General features: G+C 47.3%; 17 protein-coding genes, 3 pseudogenes and 1 other annotated feature. Of the genes and pseudogenes, 10 read left to right on the top strand and 10 right to left on the bottom strand.

Annotated elements, in window-relative coordinates; translation table 11 throughout:
- Positions 1-261 precede the first annotated feature (261 nt).
- A complete protein-coding gene (locus tag MHI43_RS24750) occupies positions 262-738 on the top strand; it encodes a MarR family transcriptional regulator (RefSeq protein WP_015736961.1) in 477 nt (158 codons plus the stop codon).
- Positions 739-967: 229 nt separating this feature from the next.
- Here MHI43_RS24750 and MHI43_RS24745 read toward each other — a convergent pair whose 3' ends face one another.
- A complete protein-coding gene (locus MHI43_RS24745; RefSeq protein ID WP_036659762.1) occupies positions 968-1,900 on the bottom strand; it encodes an alpha/beta fold hydrolase in 933 nt (310 codons plus the stop codon).
- Between the two features lie 200 nt (positions 1,901-2,100).
- Between MHI43_RS24745 and MHI43_RS24740 the strand changes: the two are divergent.
- Positions 2,101-2,460, top strand: a pseudogene (locus tag MHI43_RS24740) (MerR family transcriptional regulator); the annotation flags it as partial.
- A 218-nt stretch (positions 2,461-2,678) separates the two neighbouring features.
- Here the strand turns inward: MHI43_RS24740 and MHI43_RS24735 are convergent.
- Both MHI43_RS24735 and MHI43_RS24730 read right to left on the bottom strand, forming a co-directional pair.
- A complete protein-coding gene (locus MHI43_RS24735; RefSeq protein WP_036659757.1) occupies positions 2,679-2,981 on the bottom strand; it encodes a Dabb family protein in 303 nt (100 codons plus the stop codon).
- A 23-nt stretch (positions 2,982-3,004) separates the two neighbouring features.
- Positions 3,005-3,574: an NAD(P)H-dependent oxidoreductase gene (locus tag MHI43_RS24730; protein WP_036659755.1), complete on the bottom strand. Its 570-nt coding sequence runs from the start codon at positions 3,572-3,574 to the stop codon at positions 3,005-3,007.
- Between the two features lie 193 nt (positions 3,575-3,767).
- On the opposite strand from MHI43_RS24730, the gene MHI43_RS24725 reads away from it, so the two are divergent.
- A complete protein-coding gene (locus MHI43_RS24725) occupies positions 3,768-4,646 on the top strand; it encodes a helix-turn-helix transcriptional regulator (RefSeq protein ID WP_036659753.1) in 879 nt (292 codons plus the stop codon).
- Positions 4,647-4,859: 213 nt separating this feature from the next.
- Here MHI43_RS24725 and MHI43_RS24720 read toward each other — a convergent pair whose 3' ends face one another.
- The 3 genes from MHI43_RS24720 to MHI43_RS24710 form a co-directional block, all read right to left on the bottom strand.
- The gene (locus tag MHI43_RS24720) at positions 4,860-5,732 is read right to left on the bottom strand and encodes an SDR family oxidoreductase (protein WP_036659751.1); all 873 of its coding nucleotides are present in this window, start codon (positions 5,730-5,732) and stop codon (positions 4,860-4,862) included.
- Between the two features lie 96 nt (positions 5,733-5,828).
- Complete coding sequence (locus MHI43_RS24715) at positions 5,829-6,677, bottom strand: helix-turn-helix transcriptional regulator (protein ID WP_036659748.1); 849 nt, start codon at positions 6,675-6,677, stop codon at positions 5,829-5,831.
- 111 nt (positions 6,678-6,788) lie between these two features.
- Positions 6,789-6,965 (bottom strand): hypothetical protein, encoded by a 177-nt coding sequence (locus MHI43_RS24710; protein ID WP_235201613.1) that lies wholly within the window; start codon positions 6,963-6,965, stop codon positions 6,789-6,791.
- 245 nt (positions 6,966-7,210) lie between these two features.
- Positions 7,211-7,478: a binding site (T-box leader), on the top strand.
- Positions 7,479-7,882: 404 nt separating this feature from the next.
- On the opposite strand from MHI43_RS24710, the gene ilvB reads away from it, so the two are divergent.
- Entirely contained in the window at positions 7,883-9,595 is a 1,713-nt protein-coding gene (gene ilvB, locus MHI43_RS24705; protein ID WP_051425280.1) for a biosynthetic-type acetolactate synthase large subunit, read from the top strand.
- Between the two features lie 47 nt (positions 9,596-9,642).
- Positions 9,643-9,841: pseudogene (locus MHI43_RS24700) on the top strand (hypothetical protein).
- 429 nt (positions 9,842-10,270) lie between these two features.
- Here MHI43_RS24700 and MHI43_RS24695 read toward each other — a convergent pair.
- Complete coding sequence (locus MHI43_RS24695; protein WP_036659741.1) at positions 10,271-10,909, bottom strand: TetR/AcrR family transcriptional regulator; 639 nt, start codon at positions 10,907-10,909, stop codon at positions 10,271-10,273.
- A gap of 181 nt (positions 10,910-11,090) precedes the next feature.
- Between MHI43_RS24695 and MHI43_RS24690 the strand changes: the two genes are divergently transcribed.
- The 4 genes and pseudogenes from MHI43_RS24690 to MHI43_RS24675 all read left to right on the top strand — a co-directional run.
- Positions 11,091-11,849: an SDR family oxidoreductase gene (locus tag MHI43_RS24690; RefSeq protein ID WP_015736951.1), complete on the top strand. Its 759-nt coding sequence runs from the start codon at positions 11,091-11,093 to the stop codon at positions 11,847-11,849.
- Positions 11,850-12,022: 173 nt separating this feature from the next.
- Complete coding sequence (locus MHI43_RS24685) at positions 12,023-12,973, top strand: NADP-dependent oxidoreductase (RefSeq protein WP_081746244.1); 951 nt, start codon at positions 12,023-12,025, stop codon at positions 12,971-12,973.
- A 44-nt stretch (positions 12,974-13,017) separates the two neighbouring features.
- A complete protein-coding gene (locus tag MHI43_RS24680; protein WP_036659739.1) occupies positions 13,018-13,887 on the top strand; it encodes an SDR family NAD(P)-dependent oxidoreductase in 870 nt (289 codons plus the stop codon).
- A gap of 121 nt (positions 13,888-14,008) precedes the next feature.
- Positions 14,009-14,245: pseudogene (locus MHI43_RS24675) on the top strand (SDR family oxidoreductase); the annotation flags it as partial.
- A gap of 212 nt (positions 14,246-14,457) precedes the next feature.
- On the opposite strand, the gene MHI43_RS24670 reads toward MHI43_RS24675, so the two are convergent.
- Positions 14,458-15,084, bottom strand: coding sequence for a TetR/AcrR family transcriptional regulator (locus MHI43_RS24670; protein WP_015736948.1), 627 nt, complete (start codon positions 15,082-15,084; stop codon positions 14,458-14,460).
- Positions 15,085-15,248: 164 nt separating this feature from the next.
- Between MHI43_RS24670 and MHI43_RS24665 the strand changes: the two genes are divergently transcribed.
- Complete coding sequence (locus tag MHI43_RS24665) at positions 15,249-15,611, top strand: helix-turn-helix domain-containing protein (RefSeq protein WP_036659734.1); 363 nt, start codon at positions 15,249-15,251, stop codon at positions 15,609-15,611.
- Between the two features lie 112 nt (positions 15,612-15,723).
- Here the strand turns inward: MHI43_RS24665 and MHI43_RS24660 are convergent, their stop codons facing one another.
- Positions 15,724-16,944 (bottom strand): MFS transporter, encoded by a 1,221-nt coding sequence (locus tag MHI43_RS24660; protein ID WP_036659732.1) that lies wholly within the window; start codon positions 16,942-16,944, stop codon positions 15,724-15,726.
- Between the two features lie 51 nt (positions 16,945-16,995).
- Positions 16,996-18,420 (bottom strand): hypothetical protein, encoded by a 1,425-nt coding sequence (locus MHI43_RS24655; RefSeq protein WP_036659729.1) that lies wholly within the window; start codon positions 18,418-18,420, stop codon positions 16,996-16,998.
- Positions 18,421-18,724 lie beyond the last annotated feature (304 nt).

Genomic DNA, 18,724 nt, shown 5'->3' with positions numbered 1-18,724 from the left:
TAAATCTTCTCTTGAAAAGTGGATAAGTGTTTCCGGCGACCTCCTTCATCAATTATTGTTTCGTTAGAACCTTTTTTATTGCTTGTTAAAACAAGTGTGATGAAATCACATACAATATTATTGTTTCATATGAAACAATAATATTGTACTTTGTCACTCATTGCCCTGTCAATCCCAAGCGCAATATGAGTATGCACGTTTGTTTCTCAGAGAACAATCTATGATATAATAAAACAAATAAGTCGAGGAGCCAGCATAATCATGGATACTGCCAGTAAGAACAAAACCGCAATTCATGAATTTTTCGTTCAGTTTCTTGAGCAAAAAGAGCAATATGAAACGCAAATAACTGCCACATACCTGGAGGATATCCGGAAGCATATTGAATCGGAATTCAGCTTGAATATGACGGAACTGCACACCATTGCGTGCATCGGAGAGCAGGAGCCGATCAATCTCACTTCCATCGCGGAGAGAATAAATTTAAGCAAAGGAAATACCTCCAAGATCGCAAATAAATTACTAAAGGCAGGTTGGGTGCGAAAAGCCCAGTTCAACGACAACAAAAAGGAAGTGTATTTTCGGCTAACGCCTGTCGGCAAAAAGCTATTTGCCGCTCATGATGAGCTTCATGCGAAGGAAAAGCAAAGAATGTACGAATTTTTGGAAAGATATAATGAAAGCGAGCTCGAATTTATTAAACGGCTGTTTGGAGATATGGTTGACTTCTATCGCTAACGTACCTCAACAAACCGTACATGAATACGCCGCCTTTTAGAAGGCAAGAAGCGATCCGGCCAAACGAGGCGAGAGAGGGGGCCTCCGCCTTCAAAGGATCCCCGATCCGAATAGATGGGGGAATGGTACCGACAATCTTTTAATTTTTTGCGTGCTGATCAGAAAAAGAGAGTGAGCTCCCTCACAGGCATTGGGCCGGCGGGGGAGCTCGCTGTCTTTCTCTAGAGCTTTATTTGGATTCAATTCGACCAATTGAATGGATCGTCTCGGACAAAGTCTGTTTCACTGCCGACCAGTTGGTTTGCTCAATATCGAGTACATGTCGAAGGTACGCCCATGTAACCTTCTGGATCAGGGCAACTCGTTCTGGGTTTTCGTCTGTTGTTTCTTTAACCTCGTAACCAGCGATCCCTCCAAGTGAGTGTTCTGCACCAAAAAGGGTGAGCAGGCTCTCGGCTCCCGGGCTGAGGAAGTAAGGGTCGGTCATCCAATCCGGCCCGCGAACGGTCAGCTGATATTTGTTAGGAGTGTCGTCCTGATCCCCGACGACCACGAGGGTGGGCTTGGTCATGTGCTCGAAGCTCACGTTCAGATGCGGCATCTTCTCGGCAGCGAACGGTGTCAGGCTGTCCCCACCTTGCCCAGCGGTGGCGAATAGCACGCCTGCTTTGATGCGCGAGTCGGACAGGTCCTCTTCCTTCTTAGTCTCGGGGTTGAGGACTCGCAATCCTAACAGGTTGCCCGCCGTCTGGCCGCCGAAGGAGTGTCCGGCTGTGGCGATGCGGCTTCGGTCAAGGCGCCCGCTGAGGCCGGGAACGGCAGATTCCAGGAAATCAAGCTGATCAAGGATGCGCTTCATGTCTTCCACTCGGAAACGCCATATCTGTGGTGTGCGGGGATCGTCCTGAGGGAGACCCAATGTCCTTGAGTCGAGATGGGTAGGTTGAATGACTACGAAGCCGTGTGCAGCCCAGAAGTCAACCAAGGGGCCGTAACCCTCCAACGATGAGCCAGAACCGTGTGAGAAAACAATAATAGGTAAGTTACGACCGGTCGTCGGCGCGGAGACTCTCACTTGCAGATTCTCGCCACGGCCTGGGGCTGGAAGCACTATCGGCTTCACCGAGACGACTGGAGAGGGTGCGGTAATCTTTAGTTCCATAATTAATGTTCCTGCCCTTCTTAAGATAGATTTTTGCCGGGAGTTTTCTCCCTGTCAGATCCCATAATAAAAGTTGGAGTCGAATCCAAGTCAAGGGGCGAAAACAAAAAAGTTGATTAAGGATAAATGATGGAAATAAGTTTGACTTGGAGTATGCTCCAAGATGTATAATGCTCAAAACGGCAATTTAGGGAGGAGACATAATGGAAGAACAAACTTTTACGATCAAGCAAGTCGCCAAGCAAACCGGTATTTCCGAGGATACAATCCGCTATTACGAAAAGATCATGCTGCTGCCTCAGGCAGAACGGAAGGAAAACAGGCATCGCTTTTATCGAAGAGAGGACATTTATAGGATCAAGCAAATAACCTGCCTCAAAAAAACGGGAATGTCGCTCGAGGCTATGCGGCCATTTTTGGCTGCCTCAGTCGACTCCGATTCCGTTAATTATCCTGAACTGGTGGATCAATTAAGAAGTCAACGTGAACATATTATGATTCAAATTTCCTCGCTTCAGCAGATCGTTGATTTTATTGACATAAAGCTGAAAGAAGGTAGGCCCCAATAATTAAAGCTCGATGCGGGCTTTTTTATACACGAGTTGTAATCAACGCAGTTACAACTGTGGCGGTTACAACAAAACAAATATTGGAGGTAATCGGAAGAGCGTTCCCGACATTCGAGCGGTATGCGACTTTTCGAGGTGGCGGATGATATCCTGGATACCTGTGGTGCTCCCGGAGATGCCATGCTTCAGCATGACAAGTATCGGGAACATTAAGCAAACGGGTAATCCATAACGACGATTCCTTCAACAAACGGACCAATGGATTGCAATAAACTTTGATGCAGGGGGTGCTGAATATAATCCCGGCAAGCCTGTTGATCCTCGAAAGTGACTCTGATTCCCAACGTAAACCCCTGCATATGCTCTATTTCCTCCGTAACGTTAATCCCGGCGCTAAGCTCCACAATCCCCGGTATGTTCCCTTTAAAGTCATATGCGCGCTTTATTGCACTTTCTTTTACTTCAATAGAAACATCGGGCTTGAATTTCAATAGCACGATATGCTCAAACATCTTACTCCCTCCTAGGTTTCTGTTTATTTTTGACTTTGGAGCTGCTTCAATTGGGAGAGCTCCTTCATCCATTTCACGAAATTGTCGGTAACAAGATCAAGGTACTGAACGGTAGGTTCATCGGTCAGCACACCCTTCTCGTTAAACTTCTCATGAACAAGACCAATGTACACTTCATTTCCAGGCAACAGCGGCGAGGAAATACCGGATGCGAACAGAATATCACGCAGATGGCCCTGCGCTTTGACCGATCCCAACAATCCCATGGAAGATCCGGCGATCCATGAGGGCTTCCCGATCATGACTCGATCCACGCGGGATAACCAGTCAATCGCGTTCGCCATGACGCCGGGAATAGTCGAATTATATTCCGGAGTGATCCACAACACCGCGTCGGCAGCAGCGACTTGCGCCTTAAAATCGATAACCGGCTGCGGCGGAATAGACTCGATATCCTGATCGTAAAAGGGGAGATCCCGAATGCTCAGCACATCCAATTGAAAAAGATGCTGATAACGGTTTTGAATATAACGGGCTAGCTTCTGGTTGTATGAATCTTTGCGAATGCTTCCGACAATGGCGGCTACTTTCATTTTCATCACCTCAATGATAGGGTCTGAATGGAGTTGAACAGGTGGGTCCGATCATCACTGTCTATCCATTCTTGCTTTTCCTCCTAGGGAGGACATAAACTAGTCTAAATGGACCCGAAGAGGCTAGGAAGAGATCTAGTTATCGTAGGATTGGGAATCCTACGTTCATGAATGGGTAGGAGGCATGGAGATCATGGCAAACAGATTGGACCGTTATGAGGAATTGTCCCGTTTTTTGCGTTCACGCCGTGAACGAATAACCCCCGAACAAGCAGGGGTGCCGGATTCCGGACGCAGACGAACACCCGGACTTCGCCGCAGCGAGGTAGCTCTGCTGGCAGACGTGGGATTGGATTGGTACACCTATTTGGAACAAGGGCGTCATATCAACGTATCCGCTGAGGTTCTTGATCGAATAGCGAAAGTGCTTCGGTTAGATGAATCGGAACGCAGGCATCTGTACCATCTTGCCCGTAAGCAATTTCCCTTGACCGGTACGAAGCAACCCTCTAAGGTAACGCCGGAACTTCAACGTTTTTTGGATAGCCAGAACCTTTCCCCTACGAATGTCATGGATGCGCGCATGAACATCATTGCCTGGAATGATGCCTACTGCGCAATAAATGGGAATCTCGCGGTTATGTCGGAAAGGGAGCGGAATTTGGTATGGATGACCTTTACTTCTCCCCGTTTCCGCTATCTAAAGGGAGACCAATGGGAACAGCATGCCAGGCGAATCGTTGCTAATTTTCATGCCGGGTATGCTCGTCACGTCGACGATCCTTGGTGGTGCGTGCAGTTCGAGGCGCTTTCACAGGCTAGCAGGGAGTTTCGAGAATTTTGGGATTCCCACGAGGTTCTCGATGCTATTGATGCTCCTAAGACGCTACATTGTCCGAATCTCGGGATCTTGAATTTTGATCTTGTTTCATTTCATTACTTGAACGATTCCAATTTGACCGTTTCCATTCATGTTCCTCATCCAGATGGCACGGTGGATAAGATGCAGCAACTGTTAATCGATTATCAGAGCCAGCATTCAGAGCAGCTTGAATCTTCTCCAAGAGTTTAGTATAGGAAGGCAATCAGAACTGTTATTAGGCATGAATCAAGACATCCGAGCGGATGTCTTTTAATTTTGTTCTATAGGTGAAACGGAGAACTGTATCATAAGTAACGGCAAGTTTTAAAAATGCTCCCCTTTAAGTAAGCCGGTTTAATAAATAAACCGGCTACTTCAGAGGAGCATATCAGTTGCCGTGGCTGTCGAATTCTTTGGTGTCCTTTAAAATGGTTTTACCACATCATCTGAATCAGTGGAGTAAGCCAGCTCTTTCTGTGCTTCCAGAGCGGCGAGTCTGTCCAGCAGGGCTGCCCGGATTTGCTCATAGGCGTCACTGCCCAACGCCATACGTATCGGACCCTCTCCCTGGTCGACTCGGCGGATAATCTGCTGCGCCATTTTATCCGGATCGCCGACAACCATTTGAGTGAACATGCTCATATCTATACCAGGCAGTTCTCCCTTCATCAGGCTAACGAATTGGCCCGCCTCCGTATCCCGGTATTCGTCCATCCGCTCGCCGAATACGGCGTTGCTTGTAATGAAATTCGTTCGGATTCCGCCGGGCTCCACCATAGTGGTCTTAATATTGAACAGAGCCACTTCCTTAGCTAGCGCTTCAAAGGCTCCTTCGACCGCCCATTTCGAAGAGCAATACAGTCCCATACCCGGAATAGAATAATGACCCGCCATACTCGAAATCTGTACCATGTGACCGCCGCCCTGCTTACGGAAAAAGGGCAGGACTGCACGCGCTGCACGCAGGGAGCCTAGCACATTGGTCATAAACTGATGCTCAATTTGCCTGTCGCTTGCTTCTTCCACTGCGCCATACAAGCCATAGGCTGCATTATTGACAAACACATCGATCGTGCCCAGTTCTAAAAATGCACGTTCCACCACTTCAGCAATTTGCTGAGAGTTTGTCAGATCTAAATTAGCCTGCCAAAGCCCAGAGCCATACTGTGCCTGCAGATCATCTAGCACCCCCGGCTTGCGTACCGTTGCAGCTACACGGTCCCCCCTATCAAGCAACCGGCGAGTTATACGTGAAGCCAAGCCTCCTGACGCTCCTGTAATGAACCATGTTTGCATACTAAATACCCTCCAATCGTTGTCTTCCACTGAATCATACAAGCAACTGGAGGGTGCTAGCCACAGCACGTCTATTCTATTAACGGGAGTAACAGTCTACGGTAGCTGCCTGTCCTGCTCAAGTAAACGCAATAATCTCTCCTCCGTGCCTGAACCGGGCACCGGAACAAAGAAACACCAGTGCAGTCCCGGGTCATTATCGATTACAGCCGCGGAATGGAGCTCGAACTCCATCTCCTGTGCGTCAGGAACACGGAATAAAGCGGTGGCTACGCGTTTTTGTTTGATTTCATATAGCTCCCAGAAATGTACGAACTCCACGCTTTCCCGCGTCAAGCGTTCAAACCGTTCCATATATAACGGGTTGTTCTTGTAAAGATCGAAGCCTGCCCGCAGAACGGCTACAGAATAACGGGCAGCGCCTTCCCAATTCACCAGTCTGTTGCGGTAATCCGGCTTTAAAAACATAATGTCCATCATATTCCGTTCGTTGTCCGGCAGACTGCCGAAATCGGCTACGATCAGTTCAGCCGCCCGATTCCAAGCGATAACATCCGTACCTTCGTCTGTGATAAAAGAAGGATAATGCAGTTGATTTACGATTTTCTGCAGAACTCCCGTATCCGGCCCACCGTTATTTGGCACTGTGACGACGCTCGCCACATCTACATTGGCCAGATCGAATAGATGCTTCTGCTCGTCTTCGTCAAGCTGAAGCGCTTTGCTGATACTTAGCAGCACTTCCGGCGAAGGATTAACCTCCTTGCCTTGCTCCAGCCAGGCATAGTAAGTCACGCTTATATTGGCAAGATAAGAGACTTCTTCTCTTCGAAGTCCCGGAGTGCGTCTTCGTCCGGGCAGCGGCTGAATCCCGGCCTCTGAAGGCTGCAACCGTTCTCTGCGCGATTTAAGGAAGTCACCCAATGCGGATGAGGAACGATTCATTTTTAAGTGGGTCACCTCTATTTACTCATATGGAAGATACATATCGCTATTAACCAAATAGACCAAAAGCACTCTATACATGATTATTATAGTCTCTGTTGAATGCCGTTTCTACAAAAGAGAACCATAACGAGTACCGAGGCTGTTAATCCCGCTGAATTGTTCTAATGTGCATCCGGTTTGAATCGCGAGGGAGACCGTATTGATATTAGCAGTCAAATCAACTTTAGACATGATTTGTCCTCCTATAATCTCTAAAGTTGTTGGATCGTAAACCAACTTGAACATAACGGTCGTCTCCGGAGAAAACAGGGGCGTCTCTTGGTCCAAGTAAACGGATTTTATTTCAATGCCTAACGATTGTTGATCATGTGGTGTTGCCGGCATTTTTATATTTTTCGAAACCGTGAATTCTCATCTGGAGCATGAATGGGTTAAACTTAACGGGTACAAGAGCTCAATAATCATAAAGCAGCATAGTATTCATTCGGTTTGAAAAAAAGTCGAGTCTGTGCTATTATCAGAAAAATCCAAACATAGCGAAGAAGAGAAGGCTATGCAATAGCGTTTATGTCCAGAGAGCGGAGGGTTTGCTGAAACCTCCGTCGTAACGCATGTATAGTGTCGTCTCGGAGCTGTTGACCGAACGCGGAAGGCGTGATAACACGCCCGCAAGTAGGATCAACCGGCCTGGCATCCGTTAACATGCTGCAGGTAAAGCATCGGCTTTACCTCATGAGACTGCAATTGCGAGATTGCAGTAAACTTGGGTGGTACCGCGATTCCCCTTTCGTCCCAAGGCTTCTAGCATTTGCTATGAGCCTTGGGAAGGAAGGGGTTATTTGTTTAATACCAACAGGCGATGAAGAGAAAGCCGGCAAGGGCGGTTATGCCCAGAGAGCAGAGGAAACGCTGAAACCTTTGCCTTAACCCTTTGTATGGTGTCGTCTCGGAGCTGTTGACCGAACGCGGAAGGCGTGATAACACGCCCGCAAGTAGGATCAACCGGCCTGGCATCCGTTAACATGCTGCAGGTAAAGCATCGGCTTTACCTCATGAGACTGCAATTGCGAGATTGCAGTAAACTTGGGTGGTACCGCGATTCCCCTTTCGTCCCTGTATGAGCTGACCGCTGTCAGTTTGCTCAGGAGGAGAGGGGGTTTTATTTTGCAAAGGAGGCTGCCCAAGTGGAACAGCAATTAGGAATGACGAATGAAACAACGACGCCATCAGAGGAATATATCACCGGTTCGGAGGTGCTTTTGCGCGGCTTGCTGCAGGAAGGCGTAGAGTGCGTATTCGGCTATCCGGGAGGAAATGTGCTCTATATTTACGACGCGATGGTACATCAGCCTGAATTCAAGCATATCTTGACCCGGCACGAACAAGGCGCGATTCACGCGGCGGACGGCTATGCCAGGTCGACGGGGAAGGTTGGGGTATGCATCGCGACATCCGGTCCCGGAGCAACAAATCTGGTGACCGGCATCGCAACCGCCTATATGGATTCGGTGCCGCTGGTTGTCATAACGGGGAACGTATCTACGAATGTCATGGGCACGGATGCTTTTCAGGAAGCGGACATTATTAGCATCACGATGCCGATTACGAAGCACAGCTACATGGTTCGCGATGTACACGACCTTCCTCGCATCATTCATGAAGCGTTCTACATCGCGAATACGGGCCGCAAAGGTCCTGTCTTGATCGATATTCCCAAAGACGTGACCAATCAGCGGATGGCATATCGTCCAGCGGACACGGTTCGGTTGCGCGGATACCATGGAGCCCCGGAACCGAATCCGGCGGAAATGGATGCGCTGCTTCAGGCGATTGCAGAAGCGCGCAAGCCGGTTATTATCGCAGGCGGCGGCGTTGTCTATGCGAACTCCTCCCAGGAGCTGATCAAATTCGTCCACACTACGCAGATTCCGGTCGTGACCACTCTGCTCGGCCTCGGCGGGTTTCCAAGCGATGACGAGATGTGGCTGGGCATGCTCGGACATCATGGCGTATATGCGGCGAACATGGCGGTGCAGAATGCGGATCTCATTATTTCGATCGGCTCGCGTTTTGATGACCGGGTCACGATGAAGCTGGACGGATTTGCGCCTCAGGCCAAACGTATCGCCCATATCGATATCGATCCTGCGGAAATCGGCAAGAACGTCAAGACAGATCTCGCATGCATCGGCGATATTAAAAACGTGCTGGCTTATGCGAACACGAAAGCGCAAGCAGCCCAGACGGGCACCTGGCTTGAGCAGCTTCAAGAGTATAAGGTGCAGCATCCGCTTCGGTATACCGATTCGGATACAGTCATTAAGCCGCAATATGTGCTCGAGATGATTAGCGAGACGACGCAAGGAGAGGCAATCATCACCACCGATGTAGGCCAGCACCAAATGTGGACCGCGCAGTTTTACCGCTTCAAGCATCCTCGCTCGCTCATCACGTCGGGCGGTCTTGGCACGATGGGCTTTGGCTTCCCGGCCGCGATCGGCGCTAAAGTCGGAAATCCAGATCGTCTCGTCGTCTCGATCAACGGCGACGGGGGCATGCAGATGTGCGCGCAGGAGATGGCGATCTGCGCGATTCATCAGATTCCGGTCAAGATCGTGGTCTTGAACAACCAGGTGCTCGGCATGGTTAAGCAGCAGCAGGAATTGATGTACGAACGACGCTACAGCCAGATTGATCTGTCCGGCAGTCCGGACTTCGTCAAGCTAGCGGAAGCATACGGGATCAAGGGATTAAGGGCAACGAACAAGGATGAAGCCTCCAAGGTCTGGTTAGAAGCGCTGCAGACGACAGGACCTGTGCTCGTCGAGTTCGTCATCCCGACCAACGAGAATGTGTACCCAATGGTGCTTGCCGGCACGCCGCTGGACCAAATGATTCTAGGATACGACGAATAATTGCGCTGAAGAGATAAAAAATCGTTTAAAAGGAGCAAGGCATACTCTTGGCAACACTTGATGATTTTTTCAAATGATATCCGTATCGGTACTGTGCTTAAAGCGAATAATTTTCCATAAATTCCAAATCCTGCAATGAAGTTGGAGATAGGTTTTGGTGAATGGGTCTTAAGCGTTGATAGCTTTGAATCTGAAGTACTGGTAATTGGAGGCATTCCAGAGGAGGGTGATGTTGTTCTTTTGTAGCCAGACGAACCAGTAAAAAATGTACACCGATTGCTTAATACTTTTGTGGGATTAATTTAATAGGTAACGTTAGCGTTCAATGAAAAAGCGAAAGTCTAGGACATTATTTTCTCGTCCATGGCTGTCGCTTTTTCGATTTCAAGGGTCAACTAATGCTTTATTCACAAGGGCTATGATATGGAAATTTACAGTCGTTTTAATACTATCGCTGGTGCCGCGGAGCAGCGTGATTGTCTGTAGGCAATTACTGATTATGAACTGAAACTTTTATTCGTTGTTTATTTTAGCATCCGCCCCACATCTATCATGGAAGTTTACATTCGTTAAGGTGCTTATACTTCGTCTGTTCACGTTCAGCGTAACACTCAACTCTTATGGGAAGACGTCTAGCAATGTAGTCCACAACGGAATCGGATATGGATGCTTCACTTACGAAATGGCTTGCAAAATATGAACGATCTTCCTTTCCATATCGGAGTCGTCAATCATCTTCAGATATTCAGGTTTGAGCAATTGATACTGCTTCATGTAGTAGAAATCCATAATCGCTTGTTTCACAGTGATATCATACTGAATCGAAAATGACGGCTCGATAAAGCGTCGCAGAACAGCGTCATCTTGAACCATAAACAACACGGCATTCAATCTGTTGAAAACCTGTTGCTCCATACCGGATTCAAAAAAAGTTTGTAAGCTTTTATTCCGATTTTGCAGGGCAACGGACAGATTCTCAAAATGGTGTGGATAAAATTCCTTCAGATCTTGCAAGAACAAATCAGAGATATACGCGGCACACATCAAAGATTGTAAAAATGTTAATTGAAAACGATCCAAAAAAGAGACGGAATCGTCTTTCACAACGGTGTCAGCCTTCTTCGAATAATCAATGTAATAATCCACGACTTGTTCGATGATGTCGTCTTTGGAGGAAAAATGCTTATAGAGTGTCACTTTGCTGATATCCATATATTTTGCGAGATCGTCGACTTTCAGTTGGCTGAATTTTGTTTTTCTTATAATGGGTTTTATTTTTTCCACATAGGTATCTACACTCACAGCTTTTCTCACGGATAAGTACCTCCCTTTGATGCCTATAAAACATATTATAACAAATTTGCTGCCCTTTATGTATGAAATTAATTAAATGAACTAATTTAATTAATTTTGTTTACTTATTAAATTTACTGATGTATAATCGCTCCTGTACCTAATCATCCGATTACGGATTATCAAAGGGAGGACGATTTAAATGGAATCATTCAGTAAGGGTAAATTTTCTGGAAAAAAGGTCGTGATCACGGGAGGTAGCAGCGGAATCGGCCTTGCGACGGCGAAATTGCTAGTGGATGAAGGCGCACACGTTCTGATTACCGGACGTACTCAGGCGACGCTGGATGCGGCTCGTGAACAACTCGGAAGCCACGCGATCGCGGTCTTAAGCGATGCCGCCTCATTGAAGGATATCGCCGCATTAGCCGATCGAGTGGAGGCTGAATTTGGAACCGTAGATGCCCTGTTCGTTAACGCTGGTGTCACGGGGTTTGTCCCTTTCGAAGCAATGACAGAAGAAAAGTACGACGAGATACTTACAATCAATGCCAAAGGACCGTACTTTACCGTGCAGAAACTCGCTCCGCTGTTAGGCTCAGGTAGCGGGGTAGTCCTTACCACCTCAATCGTGAACGTAGTGGGTCTCCCAATGCTCAGTGCTTACGCAGCTAGTAAGGCAGCGCTGCGCTCCATGACTCGAGGTCTGGCGCGCGAGTTATTACCTCGAAATATTCGCGTCAACGCAGTCAGTCCCGGCGTTATTGACACAGGCATCATGGAAAAGTCAATGCCTGAAGAAGCTGCCGAACAGACAAAGGCACAGATGAGACAGCAGATTCCAATGCTGCGTTTAGGCGATCCAGTTGAGGTAGCCAAGGCTGTTGCATTTCTAGCATTTGAGGCCACCTATACCACCGGGGCTGAGTTCCCTGTCGATGGAGGCGGCTCCCAGATTTAAGCTCCTCAGTTCGCACACCTGACTATTAAAGCGAGGGCAGGGGGCATAGGTTCTCCTCATGACCCCCTGGCTTCTAGTGAATTTTATAGTTTAGGAGTTCGTTGTTTTCCTTGGAAGACCGTTCGAAATCACAGAACGCGAATTTATCAGAGCAAAATGGAGGGGAGATCACAATGGAGAATACCATGCGGACCATCCGGTTCCACGAATACGGAGAACCAACGGATGTCTTATGCTTGGATGAGGTGGCGATCCCAGAGCCAGGGCCGGGACGCATTCACGTGAGAGTACGCGCTTGCGGCTTAAATCCGGTTGACTGGGTGACGTGCCAAGGCCATTTTGCCGCTCAATTGCCCTTGCCTCGCGGAATCGGGCTGGACGTGGCCGGTATTGTAGACGCAATCGGAGAGGGCGTAACCGATGTTGCCATCGGCGATTCCGTTCTGGGTGGGGCAGATTTCATGAATGGATCGAGCGCCGGTGCGTCGGATCAAGCGATTATGTACTACTGGTTCCGAATGCCGGCCGGACTCGACTTTGTTCAAGCTGCAGCGTTGCCAATGGCAGTCGAAACCGCTTACCGTGGCATTGATACTCTTGGGGTGAAATCAGGTCAGACCGTACTCGTGCACGGAGCCGGCACCACGGTAGGGTTCGCCGCCGTTCAAATTGCCCTCATGCGCGGTGCCCGTGTGATCGCAACCGCTGGGCCCACCTACGCCGACAAGCTCCGCTCAATGGGGGCGTTGGTGACCTCGTACGGTGATGGAATGGTCGAACGAGTGACCGAACTGGCAAAACAGCCGGTTGACCTCGCCCTGGATACGGCGCCAAACAGCGGTTCATTGAAAGATCTGGTCGAAATCGTCAACGGGCATCCCCAGCATGTCCTAACCGTCAGCGATTTCGCCGCAGCCGCTGAACTTGGCGTTCGCACCAGCTATGGAGAACTACATACCGCACGTTATGACGTTGTCGGCGACTTTGCCGGGTATGCAGCGGACGGCAAGTTCACGATTCCGGTCGCGAAGACTTTCGAACTCGATGAATGGCGTTCAGCTGTTCAAATCAGCCTGAGCGGGGGTGCCCGCGGCAAACTGATCCTCCTGCCAGACTCTGACTGATGAGCGCATTAACCGATGAAATTCAGAATGAAGGAGGACATGCATTGAGTAAGAACCAACGAGAACATATTGCACTGATTACAGGCGCAAGTAACGGGATCGGGTTGGCATTGACCCGCAAAATGCTGTCGGAGAACTGGCAGGTGGTTGCTTTGAACCGGTCGGATTTTCCAGCGGACGATAGATTCCTCCAAAATCATCTCAAGGACGGACGGCTCCGAGCCTATAAAGTGAAGGATCTCACCGATTATGGCAGCTTGAGGCACTCTTTGGAAGAAATCAAAAGCAAGGAACAGCGGATCGATATTTTGTTTAACAACGCCGGAGGAGGCTTAAGTGAGCTGCGCTATTCGAAACAAGGCCGCGAATTGCATTATGAATTGTTGACGGTCGTTCCTTTTATTATTCTGATGGAATTGAAGGAGCTGTTGAAGAACGGCAGCTTAAAAACCGTGATTAACACTTCGTCGCAGGTGTTTAGATTTACGAAGGAGTTTACGATCGAAAAATTGGAGCATCCCAAAACCTTCCGCAAAATGTATGGACCCTATGCGACTTCAAAGCTGGCTCTTTCGTTGTGGACCCAAGCCGTCGCACCGCAGCTTGCCAAGGAAGGCATCAAGATCCGCAGCGTTGACCCAGGCATTAACAATACGCTAAGAAAAGGAAAAGACTCCGGACTGACCGCAGGATTTGAACTGTTTATGAAGTTTTTTTCCTCTCCGCCTACTCATGGAGCCAACCTAATATATGAGGGAGCTCTCGGCAAAAACAGCAATGAGATCGGCGTGTTTCTGTTCAAAGATCGGATTGCGGACTTGAAATTTACAGAACATGCGCAGCGTGTGCTGGAAAAAATCTCCGATATATATAGCCTTGAATATCTTGGAGGGAATGTTCAAGTTAATGGCTGAGTTCCAGAAGTGCAAAGCGCCGGTTGGGTTGGAACGGCCGTTAACCTGCTGGCCAAGGGAGATGAAAGCAATTCGAATTAAGTAAATTATCATTTACGGTTGATATATCCACGGTGTCAGGAACGTCGATATCCTCGTCAACAGCATGGGCATCAATGAGATCATGTCCTATTACGAAGTAGACGATGCGCTATGGGAGAAGTACTTCTGCACGAACTTTCTCGCCGCCAACGACGTAACCAAGTTTTATTTGTCTTCCATGCTGAGTCGCGAATACGGCCGTATTATCTTCATCGCGAGTGAGGAAGCCGTCATGACCTCCGGACAGATGCCTCAATACGGTGTGACCATATCCATGCCGGGAAACGTTAATTTCATTAAAACACAACGAGGTTGCCGCGGAATAGATCGGGCAACCTCGTTAAACAATTGGACAGCATAGCTCAATATATGTGACATTAACGTGCTGATCAGAAAAAGAGAGTGAGCTCTTTTAATTCAATTTATTGTTTTTTAGATTGGTCGTCGTATGGGCATCGATGCCACTTATTGAGTAATTTGTATGCTCAATCAATCCTCCCGAATATCGTGTTCAACAGATAACGAATCCCATACGCTCATCAAATGAGTTATGGCAGCTGCAATTTCCTCGTATGGAACACCGTCTCGGGCTTGTGTAGAAATCCCTCGTAAGAAGGTTTCAAATAACGTAATCACCATGGAGATATCCGTGGATCCTGGCAACTCCCCGTTGGCTATGGCTCGTTCTATACAATCTTTGATCCACCCCCGGACTCTCTTTCTTTCCTTTGACAGAAGGTCTTGGATATGTTGTTGCTCAGGAGAACAGTTAACTGTGGACAAAACCAACAGACAACCTAAAGGGTGAGTGTTCTCTGTCTGGAACCGAGCTGCTTCTAGCAATCCCATTTCCATGGCTGCTCTCGACGTTATGTTTGTATTTTTGAAAGTTTCCGAAGCATGTCCATACATCGATATGTAGCGATCAATCACTTCACGGAACAGTTCTTCTTTTGACTTAAACGCTGCGTAAAAACTTGCAGATGATATATCTCCCATTGCTGCCTTTAACTGAGCCAGTGAAGTGGATTCAAAGCCATATTCCCAGAAAAGAATCATGGCGGCGGCAACCGCCTCGTCACGATTAAATGTACGTGGACGTCCTGTTCGCGGCATAAGATGACCTCCTTTATTAATTTTATACTAATCGATCCAGAAGTCCTTGACAAGAATTGAGCTGTTTGAAGATAATATATGGAATGAATAGTCTGTAATTCGAATTGGCTGAAGAGAGACAACTTGCTTTTACACAATCTTTTCTAAAAAGGATGTGTCGACAGATGATAAACTTTAGAGACAAAGAATATCGCTGTACCTCGGAAATTGTACTCGGCTTAATTAGTGGGAAATGGAAGATATCCATTTTAAACCGCTTAGCAAAAGGTCCAGTACGGTACAATGAGCTGCGACGGGAACTTCCTGAAGCAACCCAACGCATGGTTACGATGCAGCTAAGAATGCTAGAAAGCGACGGACTTATTATTCGCAAGGTTTATCCAGCTTCACCGCCAAAAGTGGAATATTGCTTGTCTCGGCTAGGCGAACAACTGGCCCCTATGCTCACGATGTTATGCGATTTTGGAACCGACTATATTGAAAGCTTTCCCGATGAAGTATTGTACACAAATCACAAGAATGCATAAAAAAGCTACAATCTGTCCATTTACCATTAATCTTGCCTTGATCGGGCTGCTCTTGACACTCGAAAAGCAGGAGGTACTTTTCCCAATTACCTCCTGCTTTTATATGTCTTAATTATATATTTCCTTCGTATTGCTCATGCAGTGCATTATTCTCTTTAGTCGTACTGACAGTTCCTTGCTTCAAACGATAGTTGACCCATGCCAACACTGCTGCGAGTACGGCCACAATCCCACCAGACCATGATAGATCAATAAGCTTCATGTTTGTAGTGACAAAGCCACCTAAAGCGGATCCGATCGCAATGCCAACATTGTTGGCAACGGAGGTTAAGGACGAGGCTAAGTCTCTTGTCTCCGGAACATGCTCATCAGCAAAATCAATGAAGTACAACTGCATCGTCGAGTTCATAAGATAAACAACGAGAGCCATGAATGAGATGCTGACGAGTCCTCCAACAAGAGAATCGGAAGTAAAATAAAGTGACACTAAGATGACGGCTTGAGCCAGAAGCACATAGCGCATTTTTTTCATCCCGTCACCGACAGCCAGCTTTCCTCCGATTAGCGTGCTGAAAATAGACACAACACCATACAGTAAAAAGATGAGACTAATATAACGAGCTGGAACAAAAAGCACATCCTGAAGCAAAGGAGCTAAATACGTATAGATGCTATAAGTAGCTGCTATACTTAACATCATAATGGCAAAAGCAAGCACAATTCTGGGATAAGCGAGCAATCTGAGTTGTTTTGTGAGTGAACTGTGTTTTCCTTTTAGTCCTCTAGGAATGGTTGCGATGCTTGCTATCAAAGAAATGATTCCCAACAATGTGGTAAACCAGTAGGCCAAATGCCATCCGCCCCATTGTCCGATAAAAGTGCCAAGGGGTACGCCAAGGACGCTAGCCACAGTGAAACCAGTAAAGATGATGGAGATCACCGGCCCTCTTTTTTCCGGAGGCATGACTTGACTTGCTACTGACATCGCGAGTGCAATCAAGACGCCGGTAACCACGGCCGTGATTATTCTGGACACCAGAAGCATTCCATACGATCCTGATAAAGCCGTGACGATATTCCCAACTATAAATATGCTGAGCAAGACAAGGATGAGCGGGAATTTGGAAAAACGGCTGAATAATGCCGTAAAGACCGGGGTACATATAGCAAAGGTAAACGCAAAAGCCGTCACCAGAAAGCCTGCAGTCGATATGGCGATTTTCATATCAGTGGCAACTTCAGATAATAATCCGACCATCAAAAACTCACTGGTCCCCAGAATAAAGGTCAATAAAAATAAATTCATTGTCAAAAACTTTTGTTGTCTGGTCAATATAGAGTCTCCCTTTCTATCCAAAATGGAATTTGGATTTCATTCCACGATTTACAGCACTAGAAATTGCGTACCGAAGCCTTTGCCGGAAACATAAGCCGCTTCCAGTTCCTCCTGATCTCCTTTATCCAATAAAACTACATTTTCGGGATAGAGTTTGCCTAGTAAAGCCCATAGGACAAGTTCATTTTTGGCAGTCGGAATGAAATGGATGCCATCTGCATTGGTGACCAATCCGGAGTGCGAGAGAATGTCTTCAGCAGGGTGCCAGTGGATGTATTCTCGTTTTATAAGTTCGCTCCCGGCATCGCTGCTTCTTTGTGGCCGATATAAAAAGCGCTGCCCCCTAAAAAGCTGACCAAGATCTACTGTAAACTTGCTGCCTTTCATCTCGAAACTGAACTGTAGGGTCGTTCGATCTGTACTGGTATTTGGCAGCAACCGGGCAATCGATGGTTCATTGTAATCCTCCCCATACTCAGGAAGTAATTCGTCGTCTGCCGGTGTTCCTTTTCCTGCCTCTTTACGGGGTGCGGAATAATAATCTTCATATTCATAATCGAAGGAGACTGCAGCCAAACCTTCTGCATCTTCTATCTGTATCGTTTGTACGGGATGCCATCTCAGGAGATAGCGGGATGCCGTGCGGGGAGACTCACCCAAACCAGCCGGCAAAACGGTACCTAGACGATATTGGAAACCGTAACCGACCTTTTTGAGCCCAGAGCTAACCACACTTTGTGCATAGTTGATGATCGATTTGTGTGTCAATTTTTTCTTGAACAGTTGCGTTAAGAATACTTCTCGGGATGGCTCCAGAAAACGCAATCCTTTGAATTCCCTATATTCCTTGACTTCAAACGGAACCTCTTCCCAATTGGCAAATGGCAACAAGGCATCCCGAAGTAAAACGAATTGGTGTAAGTATTCATTATAAATCTGCATAATCCTTGGTCCGCCGAATGGTCCCCAAACCTGAGCAGTAGCTTCCGGGGTCAGCGGATGACCATAACAGTGGCTTCGAAATTCCAGTTCACTAAGCGTTTCTGACCCATACTCAGCCAATGTCCTTTTCTCAGCATTGATCTCTCTGGCCCAGCTTACCAATTGTTCTCCGATACGTACCGCTTGAGATCTAATCTCTATACCGGCATGATCTTCAAGTTCCAATGATTTTAAGGGCAAAGAAGACAAGCGTCCGGAAATCGCCAAATTGGCTAACAGGCTATCTAAGAGTACTGTCGGATCGCTATTCACTGGTTCGCCCAGCTGAACCAGCATGGCCTCAAGCATTTTATCGAGTTCGATAACAATCTCTTTGGCTCGATATACGCCTGCAGGCAAATTCCAATCCATGTTCGAGTTTTCGCTCTGTCTGATGGTGTTGACTGGTTTGTTGTCAATAAGCCGCTCGATATCTATGGTTTCTCCCCAAACGATTTTCTTCTCTTTCAAAATAAGTTGATATTCCTTCATTTCTTAGCACCTCACCTATGTTTTTTTAACGACCGTGTGTCGCTCAATCAATTGTGGATCGATCGTTCTGTATGTAAGGTTATCACCCTTACTAATTGGTGAAAAGTACGCACTTTTTTGTGTGAACGGAACATTTTTGTGGGGTAGGATACATTTTGATACTTAGAAATGGATTAGATACAAAGACCGTAATAAATCAAATCAAGGAACCATCATTGAACTAACGGGAGAGGATGGGTCATATAGCCTTTTGAAGGCAGCCGGCGAACGTGATCATGACCCTATTGCTCATTCTGCAGCGGTT

The sequence above is a fragment of the Paenibacillus sp. FSL H8-0457 genome, from assembly GCF_038051935.1.
GTDB lineage: Bacteria > Bacillota > Bacilli > Paenibacillales > Paenibacillaceae > Paenibacillus_AQ > Paenibacillus_AQ lautus_A.
This window is presented reverse-complemented; position numbering and strand designations above follow the sequence as displayed.

Excerpts from the sequence above, each read along its gene's own strand:
- MHI43_RS24750 (WP_015736961.1), top strand. The coding sequence starts at position 262 with ATGGATACTGCCAGTAAGAACAAAACCGCAATTCATGAATTTTTCGTT.
- MHI43_RS24745 (WP_036659762.1), bottom strand. The coding sequence starts at position 1,900 with ATGGAACTAAAGATTACCGCACCCTCTCCAGTCGTCTCGGTGAAGCCG.
- MHI43_RS24735 (WP_036659757.1), bottom strand. The coding sequence starts at position 2,981 with ATGTTTGAGCATATCGTGCTATTGAAATTCAAGCCCGATGTTTCTATT.
- MHI43_RS24730 (WP_036659755.1), bottom strand. The coding sequence starts at position 3,574 with ATGAAAGTAGCCGCCATTGTCGGAAGCATTCGCAAAGATTCATACAAC.
- MHI43_RS24725 (WP_036659753.1), top strand. The coding sequence starts at position 3,768 with ATGGCAAACAGATTGGACCGTTATGAGGAATTGTCCCGTTTTTTGCGT.
- MHI43_RS24720 (WP_036659751.1), bottom strand. The coding sequence starts at position 5,732 with ATGCAAACATGGTTCATTACAGGAGCGTCAGGAGGCTTGGCTTCACGT.
- MHI43_RS24715 (WP_036659748.1), bottom strand. The coding sequence starts at position 6,677 with ATGAATCGTTCCTCATCCGCATTGGGTGACTTCCTTAAATCGCGCAGA.
- MHI43_RS24710 (WP_235201613.1), bottom strand. The coding sequence starts at position 6,965 with ATGTTCAAGTTGGTTTACGATCCAACAACTTTAGAGATTATAGGAGGA.
- ilvB (WP_051425280.1), top strand. The coding sequence starts at position 7,883 with ATGACGAATGAAACAACGACGCCATCAGAGGAATATATCACCGGTTCG.
- MHI43_RS24690 (WP_015736951.1), top strand. The coding sequence starts at position 11,091 with ATGGAATCATTCAGTAAGGGTAAATTTTCTGGAAAAAAGGTCGTGATC.
- MHI43_RS24685 (WP_081746244.1), top strand. The coding sequence starts at position 12,023 with ATGGAGAATACCATGCGGACCATCCGGTTCCACGAATACGGAGAACCA.
- MHI43_RS24670 (WP_015736948.1), bottom strand. The coding sequence starts at position 15,084 with ATGCCGCGAACAGGACGTCCACGTACATTTAATCGTGACGAGGCGGTT.
- MHI43_RS24665 (WP_036659734.1), top strand. The coding sequence starts at position 15,249 with ATGATAAACTTTAGAGACAAAGAATATCGCTGTACCTCGGAAATTGTA.
- MHI43_RS24655 (WP_036659729.1), bottom strand. The coding sequence starts at position 18,420 with ATGAAGGAATATCAACTTATTTTGAAAGAGAAGAAAATCGTTTGGGGA.